The sequence below is a fragment of the Streptomyces sp. NPDC004126 genome (assembly GCF_050275515.1).
Taxonomy (GTDB): domain Bacteria; phylum Actinomycetota; class Actinomycetes; order Streptomycetales; family Streptomycetaceae; genus Streptomyces.
In genome coordinates, this window is record NZ_JBNNPF010000023.1 from 95,763 (window position 1) to 116,544 (window position 20,782).

Genomic DNA, 20,782 nt, shown 5'->3' on the forward strand with positions numbered 1-20,782 from the left:
GCGGGGTGGCCGTCAGCGTCGTGACTGGCCCACGTACTGCTCGGCGAAGTCGGTCGCCGCGGCAGTGGAGCCGGTCAGGTGGTCGAAGCGGGCCCGGCGCAGGCCGCGGTCGAAGGGTGTGTCGCCGGGGCCGGTGTGCAGCAGGTCGGTCATCCAGCGGGAGAACTCCTGGCCGAGCCAGGCGCGGCGCAGGGCGGTGGGCGAGTACGCGTCGAGGGCGTCGCGCCGTCCGGTGCCGTACCAGACGGCGAGGGCTCCGGCGAGGAGTTCGGCGTCGGCGACGGCCAGGTTGAGTCCCTTGGCGGCGCTGGGCGGGACGATGTGTGCGGCGTCGCCGAGGAGGAAGAGCCGTCCGTGCTGCATGGGTTCGCAGAGGAAGCTGCGCAGCGGGACGAGGGTGCGTTCGAGGACGGGGCCGGTGGGGAGGGCTCCGGTGCCGCCGGCGAGGCGGAGGTCGAGTTCGGTCCAGATCTCCTCGTCGGTGCGGGTGTCGGCGGTTTCGCCGGGCGGGACCTGGAGGTAGAGGCGGCTGACGGTGGTGGACCGCATGCTCTGGAGGGCGAAGCCGCGCTCGCCGGTGGCGTAGACGAGTTCGGGGGTCATGGGCGGGGCGGCGGCGAGGATGCCGAGCCAGGCGTAGGGGTAGGTGTGGGTGCTGGTGGTGAGGGTGGCGGCGGGGACGGCGGTGCGGCTGACGCCGTGGAAGCCGTCGCAGCCGGCGACGAAGTCGCAGGTGATCTCGGTGGGGCGGCCGTCGAGGGTGCAGGTGACGGTCGCGCCGTCGCCGGCGAGGCGGTCGACGCGGACGTCGTCGACGTCGAAGTGGAGTGCGCCGCCGGTGGCGGTGCGGGCGGCGATGAGGTCCTTGACGACTTCCTGCTGTCCGTACATCCATACGGACTGGCCGGTGAGTTTGGTGAAGGGCAGGCGGTGGACGTCGCCGTCGAGGCGGAGTTCGAAGCCTTCGTGGACGAGTCCTTCCCGGTCGAGGCGTTCGGCGGCGCCGGCCCGGCGGAGGGCTTCGACGGTGCCCTGTTCGAGGAGGCCGGCGCGGACGCGGCGTTCGACGTGGTCGCGGCCGCGGCGTTCGAGGACGACGCAGTCGATGCCGTTCAGTTCGAGGAGCCGGGCGAGGAGCAGGCCGGCGGGGCCCGCGCCGATGACGCAGACCGGGGTGTGGATCCGCTGGGGGGCCGGGGTCACGGGCTCACCGTTCCGGCCGGGTCGACGTGGACGGTGGCGGTGAGGGGGAGGTCGGCGGAGGAGCGGCCGACGGAGACGGTGCGGGGGCCGGCGGCGACGGTCCAGGTGCCGGTGCCGGTGTTCCAGTACTCGAAGCGGCGGGCGTCGAGGACGATGTCCACGGTGGTGGTCGCGCCGGGCTCCAGGTGGGCGGTGGCGTAGCCGGCGAGGGCCTTGGGGGCCTGGGGGGCGGTGACGTCGGGGCTGCTGCCGAGGTAGACCTGGACGGTTTCGCGGCCGGCGCGGTCGCCGGTGTTGCGGACGGTGCAGGTGACCGTCAGTTCGCGGCCGTGGGCGGTGAGGCGGAGGTCCTCGTAGCCGAAGGTGGTGTAGCTGAGGCCGTGGCCGAAGGGGAAGAGGGGGGCGACGGCGTGCTCGTCGTGCCAGCGGTAGCCGACGAAGATGCCCTCCTGGTATTCAACGCGGCCGTCGACGCCGGGGTAGCGCAGGGGGTCTCCGGCGACGGAGGTGTGGTCGGCGTCGACGGGGAAGCTCTGGGTGAGCTTGCCGCTGGGGTTGGCGTCGCCGAACAGGAGGGCGTCGGTGGCTTCGGCGCCGGCCTCGCCGGGGTACCAGACGTCGAGGACGGCGGCGACGTCGTCCAGCCAGGGCATCGTCGGGGAGGAGCCGGTGTTGAGGACGACGACGGTGTTGGGGTTGGCCTTGGCGACGGCGGAGATCAGGGTGTCCTGGAGGCCGGGCAGGGGGAGGGCGGGGCGGTCGATGAGTTCGGCGAGCTCGTCGTAGGCGAAGACGATGGCGGCGCGGGCGCCGCGGGCGGCTTCGGCGGCTTCGTCGATGTCGGCCTGGGCCTGCTGGGGGGTGACCCAGCCGAGGGTGAGGTGGACGGGGTTGCCCGGCATCGGCAGGGCGGAGAGGACGAGCTTGTAGGTGCCGGGGAGGAGGTCGACGGTGAGGCCGGCGGTGTCGCCGAAGGAGCTGCCGGCGAAGACGCGGGGGTGGCCTTCGAGGTCGATGGCCGCGTAGCCGCCGAGTGCGGTGACGGCGATGCGGTAGCGGCCCTCCGTCTCGATGGTGAGTTCGCCCTCGTAGAAGTAGTCGGGCTCGGTGGAGGGGCCGGCGGGGACCTCGCCCTCGCGGAAGGCGGGGACGAGTGCCGATTCGGGGATGGGGCGGCCGGCCGGGTCCTCGCCGATGCGGAATTCGACGGCGTCGTCGCCGAGGCGGGTGCGCAGGACGTCGAGGGGGGTGGCGGCGTGCTCGGGGACGACGAGGGCGCTGCCGACGCCGGCGGTCTTGGGGACGGTGGCGGGCCGGCCGATGACGGCGAGGCCGTGTGCGGCGGGGCCGGGCTCGGTGAGCTTGTCGGCGGACAGCGGCAGGACGCCCCGGGGGTTGTGCAGGAGGACGGAGCCGGCGGTCGCGACTTCGAGGGCCAGGGCCCGGCCGCGCTCGGCGTCGCGGGTGGTCTCGGGGCGGGGGGTGTCGTCGCCGATGAGGCCGAAGCGGGCCATCTGGCCGACGATGCGGGCGACGGCGCGGTCCAGGACGGCCTCGTCGATGCGGCCTTCGGCGATGGCCTCGCGCAGCGGCTCGCCGAGGTGGGCGCCGTCGGGCATCTCCTGGTCGAGGCCGGCTTCGATGGCGGCGGTGTCGTGGACGGCGTCCCAGTCGGACATGACCCAGCCCTCGAAGCCCCACTCGTCGCGCAGGACGGTGGTGAGGAGGGTCTCGTTCTGGCAGCTGGGGTGGCCGTTGACGCTGTTGGTGGCGCCCATGAACGCGCCGGCGCCGGCCCGGACGGCGGCCTCGAAGGCGGGGAACTCGATCTCGCGGAGGGTGCGTTCGTCGACGACGGTGTCGACGGCCATCCGGTTCTCTTCCTGGTTGTTCGCCGCGAAGTGCTTGGGCATGGCGATGACGCCCTGGGACTGGATGCCGTTGACGACGGCGGTGCCGATGGCGGTGACGAGCAGCGGGTCCTCGCCGTACAGCTCGAAGTTGCGGCCGCCGAAGGGCTGGCGCAGCACGTTGATCATCGGGCCGATGAGGACGTCCTGGCGCTTGGCGCGGGCTTCGTGGCCGAGGTACTCGCCGTAGCGGGCGGCGAGTTCGTCGTCGAAGGTGCAGGACAGGGCGATGGGGGCGGGCAGCGCGGTGGTGGTCTTGCGCTTCATGCGGACGCCGGCGGGGCCGTCGGTCATGCGCAGTTCCGGGATGCCGAGGCGGGGGACGCCGGGGATGTAGCCGGACTGGCCGAGGGCCTCGGGGTCGTCGGAGCCGTGGACGAAGGAGAGCTTCTCGTCGAGGGTCATGGCCTGGACGAGGGCGGTCACGTCGACGGGGGTCTGCGGGGTCATCGCTGGTCACTTCCGGTTCGTTCGGGGGCGGGCTGGGTGGTGTCCGGGCGGGCCGGGAGCAGCGCGCGGGCGGGGGCGTCGGCCTTGAGGAGCATTTCGTCGTACTCGTCGTGGGGGTCGGAGCCGAGCACGACGGCGCCGCCGGCGCCGATCCGCCAGTGCCCGTCGGCGAGGACCATGGTCCGGATGACGATGTTGAGGTCGGTGGTGCCGTTGCAGGAGAGGTAGCCGATGGCGCCGGAGTAGATGCCGCGGGCGCGGCCCTCCAGGGACTCGATGATCTCCAGGGTGCGCTGTTTGGGGGCGCCGGTCATGGAGCCGCCGGGGAAGCAGGCGCGGACGCAGTCGATGGCGTCGTTGCCGTCCTTGAGGGTGCCGCGGATGGTGGAGACGAGCTGGTGGACGGTGGCGTAGCTTTCGGCGGCCATCAGGACGGGGACGTGGACGGAGCCGACTTCGCAGACGCGTCCGAGGTCGTTGCGCATCAGGTCGACGATCATCAGGTTCTCGGCGCGGGTCTTGGCGCTGGCGACGAGTTCGCGGCGGGCGCGGTCGTCCTCGGCGGGGGTGGCGCCGCGCGGGGCGGTTCCCTTGATCGGTTTGGCTTCGGCGACCCGGTCGGCGGTGATCTTGAGGAAGCGTTCCGGGGAGGAGCAGGCCACTTCGGTGCCGTCGAGCCGCAGGTAGGCGGCGTACGGTGCGGGGTTGGCGCGGCGCAGCCGGCGGTAGGCGGTGAAGCCGTCGTCGGTGGCGGGGACCTCGGCGACGTTGGTCAGGCAGATCTCGTAGCTCTCGCCGGCGGTCAGGTACTCCTGGCTGCGCAGGACGTCCTGGACGTAGGCGTCACGGCCGCGGGCCAGCAGGGGTTCCACCGAGACCGCGGGCCCGCCGGCGGGGGCGGGTGCGGGGGCCGGGGCGGTTTCCTGCCGGGCGAGGGCGTCGGCTGTGGCGGCGAGCCAGCGGGTGGCGCCGTCGGCGGTGGCCGGGTCGGTGCTGAGGGCGAGGAGGTAGGTGCGGCCCTCCTGGTGGTCGACGGCGAGGAACCGGTCCGCGAAGATCCAGACGGCGTCGGGGGTGGGGGACGTGTACCGGTTGGGGGATCCGCAGTCGCCCTTGAGTTCGTAGCCGAAGTAGCCGACGTAGCCGCCGGTGAAGTCGAAGGGCAGCGGCGGGGCGTCGATGACCCGGCGGGCGAGTTCCCGCTGGAGGTAGTCGAAGACGGACTCGCGGTGGCTGCCCGGGGTGGCGGAGTCGACCTCGACGACGCCGTCCTCGACGCGGTAGCGGACGGTCTCGGCGAGCGGGCCGCGGGCGTCGCCCAGGAAGGAGAACCGGGACAGGCCGGTCTCGACGCGGGCGCTGTCGAGCCAGAAGGCGTGCGGGGATCCGGCGAAGAGCGAGGCGAACGCGGTCTCGGTGTCGACCGCGGTGTCCAGTTCGGCGAGGTGCAGCGCGTAGTGCGTGCGGTCCCCCGGGCCGGCGGCGGTCCGGACCGGTGCCGGCGTGTCCGCGGTGCGGGCGGCGGCGGTCCGGGCGGGTGCGGTGGCGGCGGGGCGGCCGCCGGTGCGCTCGGCGCGGTCGGCCAGGGTCAGGTCCCGGAAGTTGGCGAGCATCCGGCGGCCGTACTCGGTCTCGATGGACTCCGGGTGGAACTGGACGCCCCAGCGGGGCATCAGCCGGTGGCGCAGTGCCATGACGACGCCGTCCTCGGACCAGGCGGTGGCCTGGAGGTCGGAGGGCAGCGGCTGGGCCACGCACAGGGAGTGGTAGCGGACGGCGCCGAACTCCTCGGGGATCCCCGCGAAGAGCTCGTCCCCGTCGTGCCGGACCCGGGCGACCTCCCCGTGCACGGGTACGGGTGCGGGTACGACCTCGCCGCCCGCCCACACGGCGAGCCCCTGGTGGCCGAGGCAGACGCCGAGCACGGGGATGCTCGCCTTGACGAGGACGTCCCGGGAGACGCCGAAGTCGCGGGAGCGGGCCGGATGGCCGGGCCCGGGCGAGATGACGATGTTGTCGAAGGCGTCGAGGTCCAGGTCGGCGACGGCGGCCGCGTCGTTGGCGATGACGACGGGTTCCTCGCCGTTCACTTCGGCCAGCAGCTGGAACAGGTTGTAGGTGTAGGAGTCGTGGTTGTCGATGAGGAGGGTCCGCATGGGGCTCACCTGCTTCGCGAGGGGGTCAGCGGCCGGGACACCAGCCGGTCCAGGTGGCCCAGGGACTCGGCCGGCCGGTGGGCGGCGGCGAGGTGGGCCAGGTGGCCGTCGGGACGGACCAGGGCGATCAGCGGCTGCTTGCCGAACAGCGGGCCGAGCGCGGTGCGTCCGGACGGCGACAGCCGTGCGAGGTCGTGGACGGGGAGGCGGTCCCCGAGGACGCGGCGGGCGCCGTCCGCCACGGTCTGCCAGCCGGCGGCCGGCCGGCGGCCGGGCCAGAGCAGGGCGATGTGGTCCCGCTGGTCGAGGACGGGGGCCCCGGCGTGCTGCCGGGTCCGGTGGAAGAACGGCAGCCGGTCCCCGGGGCGGGCCCTGCGGTGCAGGACCGAGCGCCACAGCGGTTCGTCGCCGGCGGCGTAGCCGAGGCCGACCTGGCTCATCAGGGGGGCCGCGACGTGCCGCAGGAGGCCGGTGCGGTGGGCCGCGGCCACCTTCAGGTCCCGCAGGCGGCGGTCCCGTGCGGTGGGGGCGCCGGACAGTTCCATCTCGGTGCGGATGACCGTGCGGACCTGCTCGACGGCCTTGCGGCGTTCGGTGTCGTACGTGTCGACGATCCGCTCGTCCCAGACGCCGTGGACGACGCCGGCGAGCTTCCAGCCGAGGTTGACGGCGTCCTGGAGGCCGAGGTTGAGGCCCTGTCCGCCGAGGGGGACCACCGAGTGGGCGGCGTCGCCGACCAGGACGACCCGGCCTTCGCGGAAGCGTTCGGCGACACCGGGGCGCGGGTGGTAGGTGCGGGTCCACAGGGGTTCGCCGAGCCGGTAGGGGAGGCTGGTGCGCTCGTCGACCATCCGCTGCCAGTCCGGCAGCGGGCGGTCCGACCAGTCGGTCTCCCCCGGAGCCACGATGGTGGCGAGCCGGCAGACGCCGTCGGGGAGGTGGACCAGCGGCAGCAGCCCGCTGTCGGCGTAGTGGTACTCGACGGTGGAGACGCGCGGCCCGGTGACGGGGAAGTCGCCGAGCGCGATGCCGAGCGGGAAGGGCACGCCGGGGTAGGGGATGCCGAGGAGGCGGCGGGTGACGCTGCCGGCTCCGTCGGCGCCGATCAGCCAGTCGGCCCCGGCCTGTTCGGTGCGGCCGTCGGCGTGCCGCAGGGTGGCTGCGGGGTGCGGGCCGGAGGTGTCGAGCGCGGTCAGTTCGGTCCCGTACTCGATGGTGCCGCCGAGTTCGGCGAGGCGGCGGTGCAGCAGCACTTCCAGCTCGCTCTGGACGATGCCCAGGCCGTAGGGGCGGGCGGCGCCCAGCTTCGTCATCGGTACGGTGCCGAGCCGGCGTCCGCGGGAGAAGAAGCTGACGTCGTCGGCCCGGAACCCGCGGGAGACGAGTTCGTCGGCGATGCCGACCTTCTCCAGGAGTTCCAGGACGCGGGGCCAGATCATCACGGCGCGGGAGTGCGGGTCGTACTCCTCCTGCGGGGGTCTGGCGTCGACGATCCGCACCGGCACGGACTGCTGGAGGAGGTCGCAGGCGAGCAGGGTGCCGACGGCGCCCGCTCCGACGATGAGGACGTTCTGCCCGGTCATATCGCTGCCGCCTTCGTCTGTGCGGCGGTGCCGGTGCCGGTGCCCGCCAGGTGTGCTTCGATGGCCGCGGCCGCGGCGGGGGCGCCGCCCGCGTCGTGGGCGAGCTGCCGGAAGCGGGCCGCCGCGGCGGCGGTGCCGGTGTCGGCGGTGACGGTTTCGACGGCCGCCCGCAGGCGTTCGGCGGTGACGTCGGCCGGGTCGAGGCGCAGGCCCAGGCCCAGTTCGGCGACGCGGTCGGCGATGATCTCCTGTTCGACCATCTGCGGGACGACGACCATCGGCGTGCCGAAGGACAGGGCTTCCATCGTGCTGCCCATGCCGCCGTGCGTGACGAACGCGGCGGCCTGGCCGAGGACGGACAGCTGGGGGACGCTGCGGTGCACCTCGCAGTGCGGCGGCAGGGTGCCGAGGTCCGCCGGGTCGGCCTGCTGCCCGATGGACAGCACCAGGTGGTGGCCGCTGTCGGCGAACGCCTCCACGCAGGTGCGGTAGAAGGACGTGGCCCGGTTGAAGACCGTGCCGAGGGAGGCGAAGACCGTCGGGCGGTCCGGGTCCCGGGGGCGCCAGGTGCCCTCGGCCCCGCGGCCGCCCAGGCTGGGGCCGACGAAGCGGTAGTGCCCGCCGAAGGTGTGCGCCTCGGGCTGGAACTCCCTGGGCAGGAAGGCCAGGTTGAGTTCCTCCTCGAAGTCCATGAACTCCTCGGCCCGGACCCCGTCCAGTCCGGCCCCGTGCAGGAACTCGGCGAGGCGTGCGTCGAACTCCGCGCCGTTGGCCTCGTGGGAGGCGGAGCGGCCGGTGCGGGCCAGCATGGCGTCCATCAGCGCCCAGGAGCGGCTGGAGGCGAGGGAGGGGAAGAACTGCACGGCGCGCGCCCCCCATCTGCGGGCCAGGGCGCGTCCGGCGAACGGCACCGTGTTGTCGTACACGACGAGGTCGGGGCGGTCGGCGGCGACGAAGGACTCCGCGAGGGCGATCCGGTCGGCGCTGCCGTGCAGGAAGAACAGGGGCAGGGCGCTCAGGTCGTTCTCGGTGAACGCGCGCGGCGACTGTCCGGGCGAGGTGGCGACGTCGTAGCGGCACACCTGCGCGCCGAGCCGGGTGAGCTGCTCCTCGAAGGCCCCGGTGGTGAAGTAGGTGACCCGGTGGCCGCGCGAGACCAGCTCGGCGACGATGCCCAGGGTGGGCGACACGTGCCCGTGGGCGGCCACGCTGAAGAATGCGATGTGTGCCATCAGATGCCGATCTCTCCGTTCAGAATGTCGAACAGCTCCTCGTCGGTGACGTCGTCCACGTCGGTCGCGGCCGGCGGCCGGACCGGCCCGCCGACCTCGGCGAGCAGGGCGCGCAGGCGGTCCTCCAGGTAGCGGGCGGTGGCGGGGTCGGGTGCGGTGGTGCGCAGGCCGGCGGTGAGGTCGTCGAGCCGGCGGACCACGGCCGGGTCGGGCTGGTCCGCAGTGGGGGCGGGGGCCAGTTCCAGGTCCAGGAAGGCGGCCAGTGCCAGCGGGCTGGGGTGGTCGAAGACGAGCGTCGGTGAGAGCCGCAGGCCGGTCTCCGCGCCGAGCCGGTTGCGCAGTTCGATGGCGGCCAGCGAATCCAGTCCCAGTTCCCGGAAGGAGCGTTCCGCCGGTACGTGGGCGGACGTGCCGTGGCCGAGGACGGAGCCGGTCTGGGTGCGCACCAGGTCGGTGAGGAGCCTGCGGCGGGTGTCCGCGTCGGCTCCGGCGAGCCTGCGGGTGAACGCGCCGCGCTCGGGGGCGGCCGGCCTGCCCGCGGTCCTGGCCGTCCCGGTCCGGGCCGGGGCGGCCGCGGGGCGGGCGGCGACCAGGTTGGGTACGCCGGGCAGGGCCAGCGCCGCGTCGAGCAGGGCGAGCGCCTCCTCGTTGGCCAGGGGTGCGGTGCCGTTGCGCGCCATCCGGGCGACGGCCTCGGGGCCGAGCCGGCCGGCCATGCCGCGTTCCTCGGCCCAGGGGCCCCACTGGAGGGACTGGGCGGGCAGTCCGAGGGAGCGGCGGTGGTGGGCGAAGGCGTCCAGGAAGCCGTTGGCGGCGGCGTAGTTGGCCTGGCCGGGGCTGCCCATGACGGCGGCCGCGGACGAGAACAGGACGAACGCGTCGAGGCCGGAGTCCTTGGTCAGTTCGTGGAGCGCGACGGCGCCGGCCGCCTTGACCCGGATGACCCGTTCGAACTGGTCCTCCGTCAGGGTGGCGAGCAGCCCGTCGTCGACGACGCCCGCCGCGTGGACGACCGCCTTCAGGGGGCGGTCGGGCGAGACGCCGGACAGGACGGCCGCCAGGGCTTCGCGGTCGGCCACGTCGCACGCGGCGAGGGTCACGCGGGCGCCGAGGCCGCGCAGGGCGGAGGCGACTTCCCCGCCCCGCGGGTCGGTGGCGCCGCCGCGGCTGAGCAGCAGCAGGTCGGTGGTGCCGTGGTGGCGTACGAGGTGCTCGGCGACGACCGCGCCGAGGCCGCCGGTGCCGCCGGTGATCAGGACGGTCCCGGCGAATCCGGGTGCGGGCCGGGCGGGGGCCGGTGCGCCGGGCGCGGTCTCGGGCCGGCGGACCTGGCGGGGGGCGAGCAGCCGCCCGTCGCGGACGGCGGCCTCCCGCTCGTCGGCGCCGAGGACGCCCGGCAGCGCGTTCCAGGACTGCGGCTGCCCGTCGACCTCGACGACGAGGAACTTCCCGGGGTGTTCGGCCTGTGCGGTGCGCAGCAGTGCGCGGACCGCTCCCCGGGTGGTGCCGGCCGGGTCGCCCGCCGGGACCAGCAGGACGAGGCGGGCCGTCTCCGCGAGCGGGGACGCGGTCCACCGGCGCAGCAGGCCGGCGGTCCGCCAGGACGCCTCGCGGGCGTGGCGGGCCGGGTCGTCCGGGTCGGCGGGCTCGGACGCGTCCAGCAGGTACAGGACCGTCGCGGGGGTGTCGGCCGCCCGCTCCAGTGCCTCCAGGTCCGGGTGGGCGGTGACGGGTACGCCGCCGAGGGAGGCCGGCACGGCGGTGCCTGCGGCCCGGCCGTCCCCGAGGAGCACGCAGGGGCCGGTGGGGGCCGGGGCGGGGTCCAGGGGCTGCCAGTGGGTCTCCAGCAGGGCGGCGGTGTCGCCCGCGAGGTCCTCGGGGCGCATCCGGCGCAGGGTCAGCGAGGCGACCGAGGCGACCGGTTCGCCGAGCCCGTCGGTGATCTCCAGCGACAGGGTGTCGGCGTCGGTCCGGGTCAGGTGTACCCGTACGGTGGCGGCGCCGGCCCGGTGGAGGGTCATCCCCTGCCAGGTGAACGGCAGCCGTCCGGAGTCGTCGGACCCGCCGGGCGACTCGATGAAGCCGGTGTGCAGGGCGGCGTCGAAGAGCGCGGGGTGGAAGGCGAACCGTGCGGCGTCGTCGGCGTCCGCCGGGGGCAGGGCGACCTCGGCGAAGATCTCGTCGCCCCGGCGCCAGGCGGCCTTCAGGCCCTGGAACGCCGGGCCGTAGTCGAAGCCCATGGCGGCGGCGCGGACGTACGTGTCGCCCGCCTCGACCGGTTCGGCGTCGGCCGGCGGCCACACGAGCGGCCCGGCGGACGGGCCCGAGGACGGGCCGGAGGACGGCGTGGTGCCGCTGAGGAGCCCGCTCGCGTGCAGGGTCCAGGCCGTGTCGGGGGCGTCGGCCGGCCGTGCGTGGACGGTCACGGTCCAGGACCCGGGCTCCCCGTCGGGACCGGCGGGGGCCAGGAGCGTCTGGACGTCGACGACGGCGGTGTCGGGCAGGCGCAGCGGGGCGAGGACGGTCAGCTCGTCGAGGGTGTCGCAGCCGGCTTCCCGGCCGGCGCGCAGGGCCATCTCCACGAAGGCGGTCCCGGGCACGATGACCGTGCCGCCCACGACGTGGTCGGCCAGCCAGGGGTGCGTACGGGCCGACAGGCGGCCGGAGAGGACCACCTCGTCGGAGTCGGCGCGGTCGAGGACGGCCGTGAGCAGCGGGTGCGCGGCGGCCCCGTGCGCCCCGGCGGGGCGGGGGCGCGGCCAGTGGCGGGTCCGCCGGAAGGCGTACCCGGGCACTTCGGGTGCCCGCGTGCCGGGGCCGAAGTACGCCGGCCAGTCGGGGTCGGTGCCCCGGGCGAACAGTGCGGCCAGGGCGGCGGCGACGGTGTGCCGGGGGTCGTTGCCGCGCCGCATCAGGGGGACGAAGCCGGACGCGTCGGCGGCGGCCTCGGTGACGCACTGCTGGGCCATGGCGGTCAGGACGGCGTCGGGGCCGAGTTCGAGGTACGTGCGCACCCCGGCGGCTTCCAGGTGGCGGACGGCGTCGTGGAAGCGGACGGCCTCGCGGACGTGGCGCACCCAGTAGGCGGGCGAGGTCAGCTCGTCGGCGCCGGCGAGGGTGCCGGTGAGGGTGGAGACGACCGGGATCACGGGCTCGGAGTAGGCCAGGGATTCGGCGACCTCGCGGAACGCGTCGAGCATCGGTTCCATGAGGGGCGAGTGGAAGGCGTGCGAGACCGTCAGCTGCTTGGTCTTGCGGCCCTGCTCGGCCAGCTGCGCGGCCACGGCCAGGACGGCCTGCTCTGAACCCGAGATCACCACTGACCGCGGGCCGTTGACCGCCGCGATGTCGACATCCGCCGACAGCAGCGGGCGGACCTCGTCCTCGGCCGCCTGGACGGACACCATCGCCCCGCCCTCGGGCAGGGCGCCCATGAGGGCGCCGCGGGCGCGGACCAGTGCCGAGGCGTCCGCCAGGGAGAGGACACCGGCGACGTGCGCGGCGGCGATCTCGCCGACGGAGTGGCCGGCCAGGAAGTCGGGACGCAGGCCCAGGGACTCCGCCAGCCGGTGGAGGGCCACCTCGACGGCGAACAGCGCGGGCTGGGTGAACTCCGTGCGGTGGACGTCCTCGCCCTCGCCGAAGACGATCTCCTTCAGCGGGAAGCCGAAGTGTCCGCACACCTCGTCGAAGGCGGCCGCGAACACCGGCTGGGCGTCGTACAGTTCCCGGCCCATGCCCGGGCGCTGCGCTCCCTGGCCGGTGAAGAGGAACGCGGTCCGGCCGGGGGTGGCCGCGTCGGTGGCCTCTTCGGCCAGGGCGGCCAGGGCGGCCAGGGTCTCGTCCCGGTCCTGTGCGACCACGGCGGCGCGGTGCTCGAAGGCCTTGCGGCTCACGGCCAGGGACCGGCCCACGGCCGTCAGGTCGGCCCCGGTGTCGGCCGTCACCCGCTCCAGCAGCCGGCCCGCCTGGGCGCGGACGGCGTCCGCGTCACGGCCCGACAGCAGCCATACGGGCGTGGGGGCGGGGGCGGGGGCCGTCGGTGCCGGCTCCTCCGCGGTGACGGGCCGCGGTGCCTCCTCCAGGATGACGTGGGCGTTGGTGCCGCTGATGCCGAACGAGGACACGGCCGCGCGGCGCGGTTCCGCCGCCGGGGTCCAGGCCAGCGGTTCGGTCAGCAGCCGCACCTCGCCCGCCGTCCAGTCGACGTGCGGGGTCGGGGCGTCCACGTGCAGCGTCTTCGGTACGACGCCGTGCCGCATCGCCAGCACCATCTTGATCACGCCGGCCACGCCGGCCGCGGCCTGGGTGTGGCCCAGGTTGGACTTCAGGGAGCCCAGCCACAGCGGGCGCTCCGCCGGGCGGTCCTGCCCGTACGTGGCCAGCAGTGCCTGCGCCTCGATCGGGTCGCCGAGCGGGGTGCCGGTGCCGTGCGCCTCCACCACGTCGACCTGTCCGGCCGTCAGGCCGGCGTTGGCGAGGGCCTGGCGGATGACGCGCTGCTGGGCGGGGCCGTTGGGCGCGGACAGGCCGTTGGAGGCGCCGTCCTGGTTGACGGCGGAGCCCTTGAGGACGGCGAGGACCTCGTGGCCGTTGCGGCGGGCGTCCGACAGCCGCTCCACCAGGAGCATGCCGACGCCCTCGGACCAGCCGGTGCCGTCGGCGGCCGCCGCGAAGGCCCGGCAGCGGCCGTCCGGCGACAGGCCGCGCTGGCGGCTGAAGTCGACGAACGCGTCCGGGGTCGACATGACGGTCACGCCGCCGGCGAGCGCCAGCTCGCATTCGCCGCGCCGCAGCGCCTCCGCCGCGAGGTGCAGGGCGACGAGGGAGGACGAGCACGCCGTGTCGACGGTCAGCGCGGGCCCCTCGAAGCCGAAGCTGTACGCGATCCGGCCCGAGACGACGCTCGCGGCGCCACCCGTGCCGAGGTAGCCCTCCAGGTCTTCGGCGGACCGTGCCACGAGGGCGGTGTAGTCCTGGCCGTTGGAGCCGATGTAGACGCCGGTGCGGCTGCCGCGCAGCGAGTCCGGGTCGACGCCCGCCTGTTCGAACAGCTCCCAGGAGGTCTCCAGCAGCAGGCGCTGCTGGGGGTCCATGGCGAGGGCCTCGCGCGGGGAGATCCCGAAGAAGCCGGCGTCGAAGTCGCCCACGCCCTCCAGGAAGCCGCCGGCCGTCGCGTACGTGGTCCCGGGCGCGTCGGGGTCGGCGTCGAACAGGTTGGCCAGGTCCCAGCCGCGGTCCTGCGGGAACGGGCCCACCGCGTCGGCGCCGTCGGCGAGGAGGGTCCACAGCTCGTCGGCCGAGGACACCCCGCCGGGGAAGCGGCAGGCCACCCCGACGACCACCACGGGGTCGGAGGCGTCCGCGACCGGGCCCGCCACGACGGCCTGCTGCGCCGAGCCGACGAGCTCGCCGCGCAGGAACTCGGCCAGCGCGACCGGGCTGGGGTAGTCGAACGCGAGGGAGGCGGGCAGGCGCAGCCCGGTGACGGCGCCGAGCCGGCCGGCCAGCTCCACCGAGGCCAGCGAGTCGAAGCCCAGCTGCCGGAAGGACCGCTCGGGGGCGATGGCGTCCGGCGTCGGGTGCATCAGCAGTTCGGCGGCGTGTCCGCGGATCAGCCCGACGAGGGCCGCGCGCTGCTCGTCCGGGCCGCGGCCGGCCAGCGTGGCGGCGAAGCCGGTGGCCGGCGCGGGCGCCGCCGTGCCGGTGAGCGCCCGCAGTACGGGGCGCCGTGCCGCCGGGCCGTGGGCCTGCGCGTACCGGTCCCAGTCGATGTCGGCGGCCAGGACCGCCGTCTCGCCGTGGCGGATGGCGCCCTCCAGCAGGCGCAGGGCCCGGCTCGGGCTCATCGGGCGGAAGCCGGTGCGGCGCATGCGCTCGCGGACGACGGCGTCGGCCGCCGCCATGCCGTCGCCTTCCCAGGCGCCCCACGCGACGGCGGTGGCCGGCAGGCCTTCGCGGCGGCGCTGCTGGGCGAGGGCGTCCAGGGCGGCGTTCGCCGCGGCGTAGTTCGCCTGTCCGGCCGCTCCGATGACGCCGGCGAGCGAGGAGAAGAGGACGAACGCGTCGAGGTCGAGGCCGCGCGTCAGCCGGTCCAGGGTGAGGGCGGCGTCCGTCTTGCCGGCGAGTACGCGGGTGAGCTGTGCGGGGGTGAGGGCGCTGAGCACGCCGTCGTCGAGGACCCCGGCGGTGTGTACGACGGCCGTCAGCGGGTGTTCGGCGGGAACGGCCGCGAGCAGCGCGGCGAGGGCGTCCCCGTCGGAGACGTCGCAGGCCGCGAGGGTGACCTGGGCGCCCAGCGCGGACAGCCCGTCGGCGAGTTCCGCGGCGCCCGGGGCGTCCGCGCCGCGCCGGCTGACCAGCAGCAGGTGGTCGGCGCCGGCCTCGGCGAGCCGGCGGGCGACGTGGCCGCCGAGGGCTCCGGTGCCGCCGGTGACCAGGACGGTGCCGCGCGGCGACCAGTCCCGGGCGGGCGCCGACCAGCCGGTCCGCACCAGCCTGCGGGCGTGGGTGCCGGAGGGGCGCAGGGCGGTCTCGTCCTCGTCGGCGGCTCCGGAGAGGAGGGCGCAGAGCCGTCGCAGGGCGTCGGCGTCCAGCTGTTCGGGCAGGTCGACGAGGCCGCCCCAGCCGGCGGGGGCTTCCAGTGCGGCCACCCGGCCCAGGCCCCAGAGCTGGGCCTGGCGGGGCCGTACGGGGCCGTCCTCCCGCTCGTCCACGCAGACCGCGCCGCGGGTGGCGACCCACAGGGGGGCCGGCTGGCCGGTGTCGCCGAGGGCCTGGAGCAGGGCGAGGGTGGCGGCCGTGGCGTCGGCGCCGTCGGGGTCGAGCAGGGACAGCACGCCGGAGAGGCCGTCCGCCGGGACCTTCTCGGCCAGCCGCCGGGCGAGTGCGGTCCGGTCGTGCTCGGCGGCGGTCAGGGGCAGCGGCACGACGTCGGCGCCCCGGTCGGCCAGCGCGGCGATGACCGTGTCGGCGTACGCGGCCGGGTGGCCGGCGTCGGTGACGACCAGCCAGGAGCCGCCGAGGGGGGCGGCGGTCGCAGAGGGGTCGGAGGGGTCTTCGAGCCGCTCCCAGACCACCCGGTAGAGCAGGTCGTCGGCGGCGTCGCCGTGACCGGCCGCGGCCGCCATGGGTGCGGCGGGCCAGTAGCGCTGCCGCTGGAAGGCGTACGTGGGCAGGTCGACGCGGCGGCCGGGCAGGAGGCGCGTCCACTCGGTCTCGACGCCGCGGACGAAGGCGCCCGCGAGGGCGGACATCAGCGTGAACGTCTCGGAGCGGTCGCGGCGCAGGAGGGGCAGGAGGGCGGCGGGTTCGTCGAGGCAGGCCTGGCCCATGGCGGTCAGGACGGCGTCCGGGCCGAGTTCGAGGTAGGTGTCGACCCCGGCGGCTTCCAACTGCCGCATCACGTCGTGGAAGCGGACGGCCTCACGGACGTGCCGCACCCAGTAGTCGGGCGAGCTCACGTCCCCGGTGAGGGCGGAGACGACCGGGATCGCGGGCTCGGAGTAGGCCAGGGATTCGGCGACCTCGCGGAACGCGTCGAGCATCGGCTCCATCAGCGGCGAGTGGAAGGCGTGCGAGACCGTCAGCCGCTTGGTCTTGCGGCCCTGCTCCGCCAGCTGCGCGGCCACGGCCAGGACGGCCTGCTCTGAACCCGAAATCACCACGGACTGCGGGCCGTTGACCGCAGCGATGTCGACATCCGCCGACAGCAGCGGACGGACCTCGTCCTCGGCCGCCTGGACGGACACCATCGCCCCGCCCTCCGGCAGCGCACCCATCAGCGCTCCACGGGCGCGGACCAGCGCCGCAGCATCCACGAGGGAGAACACACCGGCCACGTGCGCGGCGGCGATCTCACCGATCGAATGCCCGGCCACGAAGTCCGGACGGACGCCGTAGGACTCCAGCAGCCGGTACAACGCCACCTCGACGGCGAACAGCGCGGGCTGGGTGAACTCGGTGCGGTGGACCTCGTCCCCTCCCCCGAAGACGATCTCCTTCAGCGGGAAGTCGAAGTGACCGCACACCTCGTCGAACGCCGCCGCGAACACCGGCTGCGCCTCGTACAGCCCACGGCCCATCCCCGGACGCTGAGCACCCTGCCCCGAGAACAGGAACGCGGACTTCCCACCGGACACCGCGCCCTCGACCACGCCCGACGCCGAGCGGCCCTCGGCCAGGGCTTCCAGCCCGGCCAGCAGACCCGCACGGTCTCCGGCCACCACGGCCGCGCGACTGCCCAGCGCGGCCCGCGAGGAAGCCAGCGAGAAGGCCACGTCGGCCGGGGCCGGCTCCGGGTCGGCCGTCACCCGCTCCAGCAGCCGGCCCGCCTGGGCGCGGACGGCGTCCGCGTCACGGCCCGACAGCAGCCATACGGGCGTGGGGGCGGGGGCAGGGGCCGTCGGTGCCGGCTCCTCCGCGGTGACGGGCCGCGGGGCTTCCTCCAGGATGACGTGGGCGTTGGTGCCGCTGATGCCGAACGAGGACACGGCCGCGCGGCGCGGGCGGCCGGTCTCCGGCCAGGTGACGTCCTCGGCGAGCAGCTCGACGCTTCCTGCCGTCCAGTCCACGTGCGGGGTGGGGGCGTCGACGTGCAGGGTGCGGGGCAGGAGGCCGTGGCGCATCGCCATGACCATCTTGATGACGCCGGCCATGCCCGCCGCGGCCTGGGTGTGGCCCAGGTTCGACTTGACCGAGCCGAGCCACAGCGGCCGGGCCTCCGCCCGGTCCCGACCGTAGGTGGCCAGGAGGGCCTGGGCCTCGATGGGGTCGCCGAGGGTGGTGCCGGTGCCGTGCGCCTCGACGGCGTCGACCTGGTCGGCCGTGAGGCCGGCGTTGGCGAGGGCCTGGCGGATGACGCGCTGCTGGGCGGGGCCGTTGGGCGCGGACAGGCCGTTGGAGGCGCCGTCCTGGTTGACGGCGGAGCCCTTGAGGACGGCGAGGACCTCGTGGCCGTTGCGGCGGGCGTCCGACAGCCGCTCGACGAGGAGCATGCCGACGCCCTCGGACCAGGCCGTGCCGTCCGCGGCGGCCGCGAAGGGCTTGCAGCGGCCGTCGGGGGCGAGGCCGCGCTGGCGGCTGAAGTCGACGAAGGAGGCCGGGGTGGACATCAGGGCGACGCCGCCGGCCAGGGCCAGTGAGCATTCGCCGCGGCGCAGGGACTCCGCCGCGAGGTGCAGGGCGACGAGGGAGGACGAGCACGCCGTGTCCACGGTCAGGGCGGGGCCCTGGAAGCCGTAGAAGTAGGACAGCCGCCCGGACAGGACGCTGCCCGCGCCGCCGGTGCTCAGGTAGCCGTCGAGGCCGGTCTCCCCGGCGAGCCGCGGTGCGTAGTCGTGGTACATCTGGCCGGCGAAGACGCCGGTGCGGGTGCCGCGCAGGGAGTCCGGGTCGATGCCGGCCTGTTCGAACAGCTCCCAGGAGGTCTCCAGCAGCAGCCGCTGCTGGGGGTCCATGGCGAGGGCCTCGCGGGGGGAGATCCCGAAGAAGGCGGCGTCGAAGTCGGCGGCCCCGGCGAGGAAGCCGCCTTCGCGGGTGTACGTGGTGCCGGGTGCGTCGGGGTCGGCGTCGAAGAGGCCGTCCAGGTCCCAGCCTCGGTCCTGCGGGAAGGGGCCCACCGCGTCGGTGCCCGAGGCGACCAGGCGCCAGAGTTCCTCGGGCGAGCCCACGCCGCCGGGGAACCGGCAGGCCGCGCCGACCACGACCACGGGATCGGCGGCGTCCGCCACCGGGTCCTGGGCGGCGGTCGCGGGTGCCGGGCCGAGCAGCTCGCCGTGCAGGAACCGGGCGAGCAGGACGGGGCTCGGGTGGTCGAAGGCCAGTGCGGCGGGCAGCCGCAGTCCGGTGGCCGCGCCCAGCCGGGCCGACAGGCGTACGGAGGCCATGGAGTCGAAGCCGAGCGGCCGGGACTGCTCGCGCGGGTCCGAGCCGGAGGCGGAGGCAGTGGCGCCGCGGACTTCGGTGATCGCGTCGGTGACGAGGCGCAGCAGGCGCCGTTCGCGGCCCGCGTCGCTGAGCGTCAGGAGTTCCCCGGTCAGCCGCCGGGTCAGCTCGGGGTCCTCGGTGGCGGTGGTGGTGGCGCGGGGCGCCGCCGGTTCCCGGCCGAAGGGGTGGACGCGGACGGCCGGTTCGCCCTCGATCAGGGCGGCATCGAGGCCTTCGCGGAGTTCGTGGCCGGTGACCTCGGGTGCGGCGGTCAGGGAGAGCGCGGTGCGGCCCTGGGCGCGCAGGCGCTGTGCGGCGGTGTCGAAGACCGCTCCGGGGGTGTCGGCGGCGAGCAGGACCACGGCGGGGGCGTCGGAGCCGGTGAGGGCCCGGTCGACCGCTTCGGCGTCGGCCGGGTCGCAGGTCGCGCGGGTGACGCCGGTGCAGTGGTGGGCGCCGGTCAGGTGTCGGGCCAGGGTGTCGGCGCGGTCGCCCTCGCCGGGTGCGGTGAGCAGCAGAACGGGGCCGGCGGCGAGGGTGGTGGTGTCGTCGGCGGGGAGGGAGGCGGGTACGGGCGCGGGTCCGGGCAGGGTGCGGCTGATCCGGTCGTGGTGGGTGGTGCCGGCGGCGAGGAGCCTGGCGGGTTCGGGGCCGGTGCCGACGAGCCGGCGGACGATCTTGCCGGAGGTGGTCCGGGGGATGTGTGCGGTGCGGTGGAGGGCGACGGGCACCTTGTAGTAGGCGAGGCGTTCCCGGCAGCGCGTCAGGATGTCCTCGGGCGACAGGGTCCGGCCTTCGCGGGGGACCACGTAGGCGACGGGGACCTCGCCGAGGCCGCTGTGGGGGCGGGCGACGACGGCGGCGTCGGCGATGTCCTCGCCGGCGCGGATCACGTCCTCGATCTCGGCGGGGTGGATGTTCTCGCCGCCGCGGATGATCAGTTCCTTCAGCCGTCCGGTGATGGTCAGGAAGCCGTCGGCGTCGAGGCGTCCGAGGTCTCCGGTGCGGTACCAGCCTTCGTGGAAGGCCGCTCCGGTCGCCTCGGGGTCGCGGTGGTAGCCGAGCATCAGGCTGGGGCTGTCGACGCGGATCTCGCCCTCGTCGCCGCGGGGGACGTCGAGCCCGGTGGCCGGGTCGACGACGCGCAGGCCGAGGCCGGGGACGGGGCGCCCGCAGGAGCCGGGGACGCGCGGTCCGGTGAGCGGGTTGCAGGTGATGACGCCGGTGGTCTCGGTGCTGCCGTAGCTGTCGATCAGGGGGACCCCGAAGGCGTCGGCGAAGCGTGCGCCGAGTTCCGGGCCGGTGACGGCGCCGGCGACCAGGAACGCCCGCAGTCCGGTCAGGGCCGGTTCGGCCTCGCCGGCGGTGGCCAGGAGGTGGTGGCAGAGCGTCGGGACGGCGGCCATCAGGGTGTAGGGGGTGCTGCGCAGTTCGGCGAGCACTTCGCCCGGCGTGGAGTCGGCCATGATCCGCGCCGAGGCTCCGGTGGCGGTGACGCCGAGGACGCACAGGTTGAACGCGAAGCTGTGGTGCAGCGGCAGCGGCCAGAGCAGGCGGTCGTCCTCGGTCATGCCGAGGACGGAGGGGTATCCGGCGGCGACGGACCACAGGCCGGCGCGCTGGGTGGACAGGACGCCCTTGGGGGTGCCGGTGGTGCCGGAGGTGTAGAGCATCCAGGCGACTTCGTCGAGGGCGAGGTCGTCGGGGGCGGGCGCGGGCGGTTCGGTGGCGGACAGCCGGGCGTAGTCGTGGACGCCTGTGCCGTCGCCGGTGCCGTCGCCGGTGCTGTCGCCGGTGCTGTCGGGGGTCTCGCCCGGTGCGGTGACGACGACGAAGTGGACGCCGTGTCCCACCGCGTCGAGGCGGCGGTACTGGGCGAGGCGGTGTGCGTCGGTGATGACGAGGGCGGCCTGCGAGTCGTCGAGGACGTGCTTCAGTTCGGCGTCGCCCGCGTGGGGGCTGACCGGTACGGCGACGAGGGCGGCGCGGGTGGCGGCGAGGCAGCTCTCGACGGTCTCGACCCGGTTTCCCAGGTGGACGAGGACGCGCCGGCCGCGGCCGGCGGCGAGGGCGGCGAGGTGGCCGGCGAGCCTGCCGGTCGTGGCCGCCAGTTCCCCGTAGGTGACGCCGCGCGTCCCGTCGGAATGGGCGAGCCGGTCGGCGCGCTCGCGTGCGTGCTCCCGGAGGAGTTCCGAGAGGGGCCTGAGAAGGCCGTCCCGCACCGCGTGCTCCCCCATTGCATGTCCCCCGCATCCGATCGCCCGCATTGATCCAGCCCCATGCTCTTACCGTGCGGGAGAAAGGTTTATGAATTTCTTTGT

General features: G+C 75.1%; 6 protein-coding genes. All 6 read right to left on the reverse strand.

Translation table 11 applies throughout. The features are described from left to right. Positions 1-12 precede the first annotated feature (12 nt). From ACQKM2_RS22440 to ACQKM2_RS22465, 6 genes are read right to left on the reverse strand one after another with little or no spacing between them, the layout of a single operon-like run. On the reverse strand, positions 13-1,203 hold the full coding sequence (locus ACQKM2_RS22440) for a 4-hydroxybenzoate 3-monooxygenase (RefSeq protein WP_427712244.1): 1,191 nt from the start codon (positions 1,201-1,203) through the stop codon (positions 13-15). Further along, a complete protein-coding gene (locus tag ACQKM2_RS22445; RefSeq protein ID WP_427712245.1) occupies positions 1,200-3,563 on the reverse strand; it encodes a glycoside hydrolase family 3 protein in 2,364 nt (787 codons plus the stop codon). Before ACQKM2_RS22445 ends, ACQKM2_RS22440 begins: the two co-directional genes overlap by 4 nt. Beyond that, positions 3,560-5,719 (reverse strand): aminodeoxychorismate synthase component I, encoded by a 2,160-nt coding sequence (gene pabB, locus ACQKM2_RS22450; RefSeq protein ID WP_427712248.1) that lies wholly within the window; start codon positions 5,717-5,719, stop codon positions 3,560-3,562. The genes ACQKM2_RS22445 and pabB overlap by 4 nt, the downstream gene beginning before the upstream one ends. Positions 5,720-5,724: 5 nt before the next feature. After that, positions 5,725-7,302 (reverse strand): FAD-dependent monooxygenase, encoded by a 1,578-nt coding sequence (locus ACQKM2_RS22455; protein WP_427712251.1) that lies wholly within the window; start codon positions 7,300-7,302, stop codon positions 5,725-5,727. Continuing rightward, positions 7,299-8,534, reverse strand: a complete 1,236-nt coding sequence (locus ACQKM2_RS22460; protein ID WP_427712254.1) for a macrolide family glycosyltransferase — start codon at positions 8,532-8,534, stop codon at positions 7,299-7,301. Before ACQKM2_RS22460 ends, ACQKM2_RS22455 begins: the two co-directional genes overlap by 4 nt. Beyond that, positions 8,534-20,683: an SDR family NAD(P)-dependent oxidoreductase gene (locus ACQKM2_RS22465; RefSeq protein ID WP_427712256.1), complete on the reverse strand. Its 12,150-nt coding sequence runs from the start codon at positions 20,681-20,683 to the stop codon at positions 8,534-8,536. Before ACQKM2_RS22465 ends, ACQKM2_RS22460 begins: the two co-directional genes overlap by 1 nt. Between the last annotated feature and the right edge of the window lie 99 nt (positions 20,684-20,782).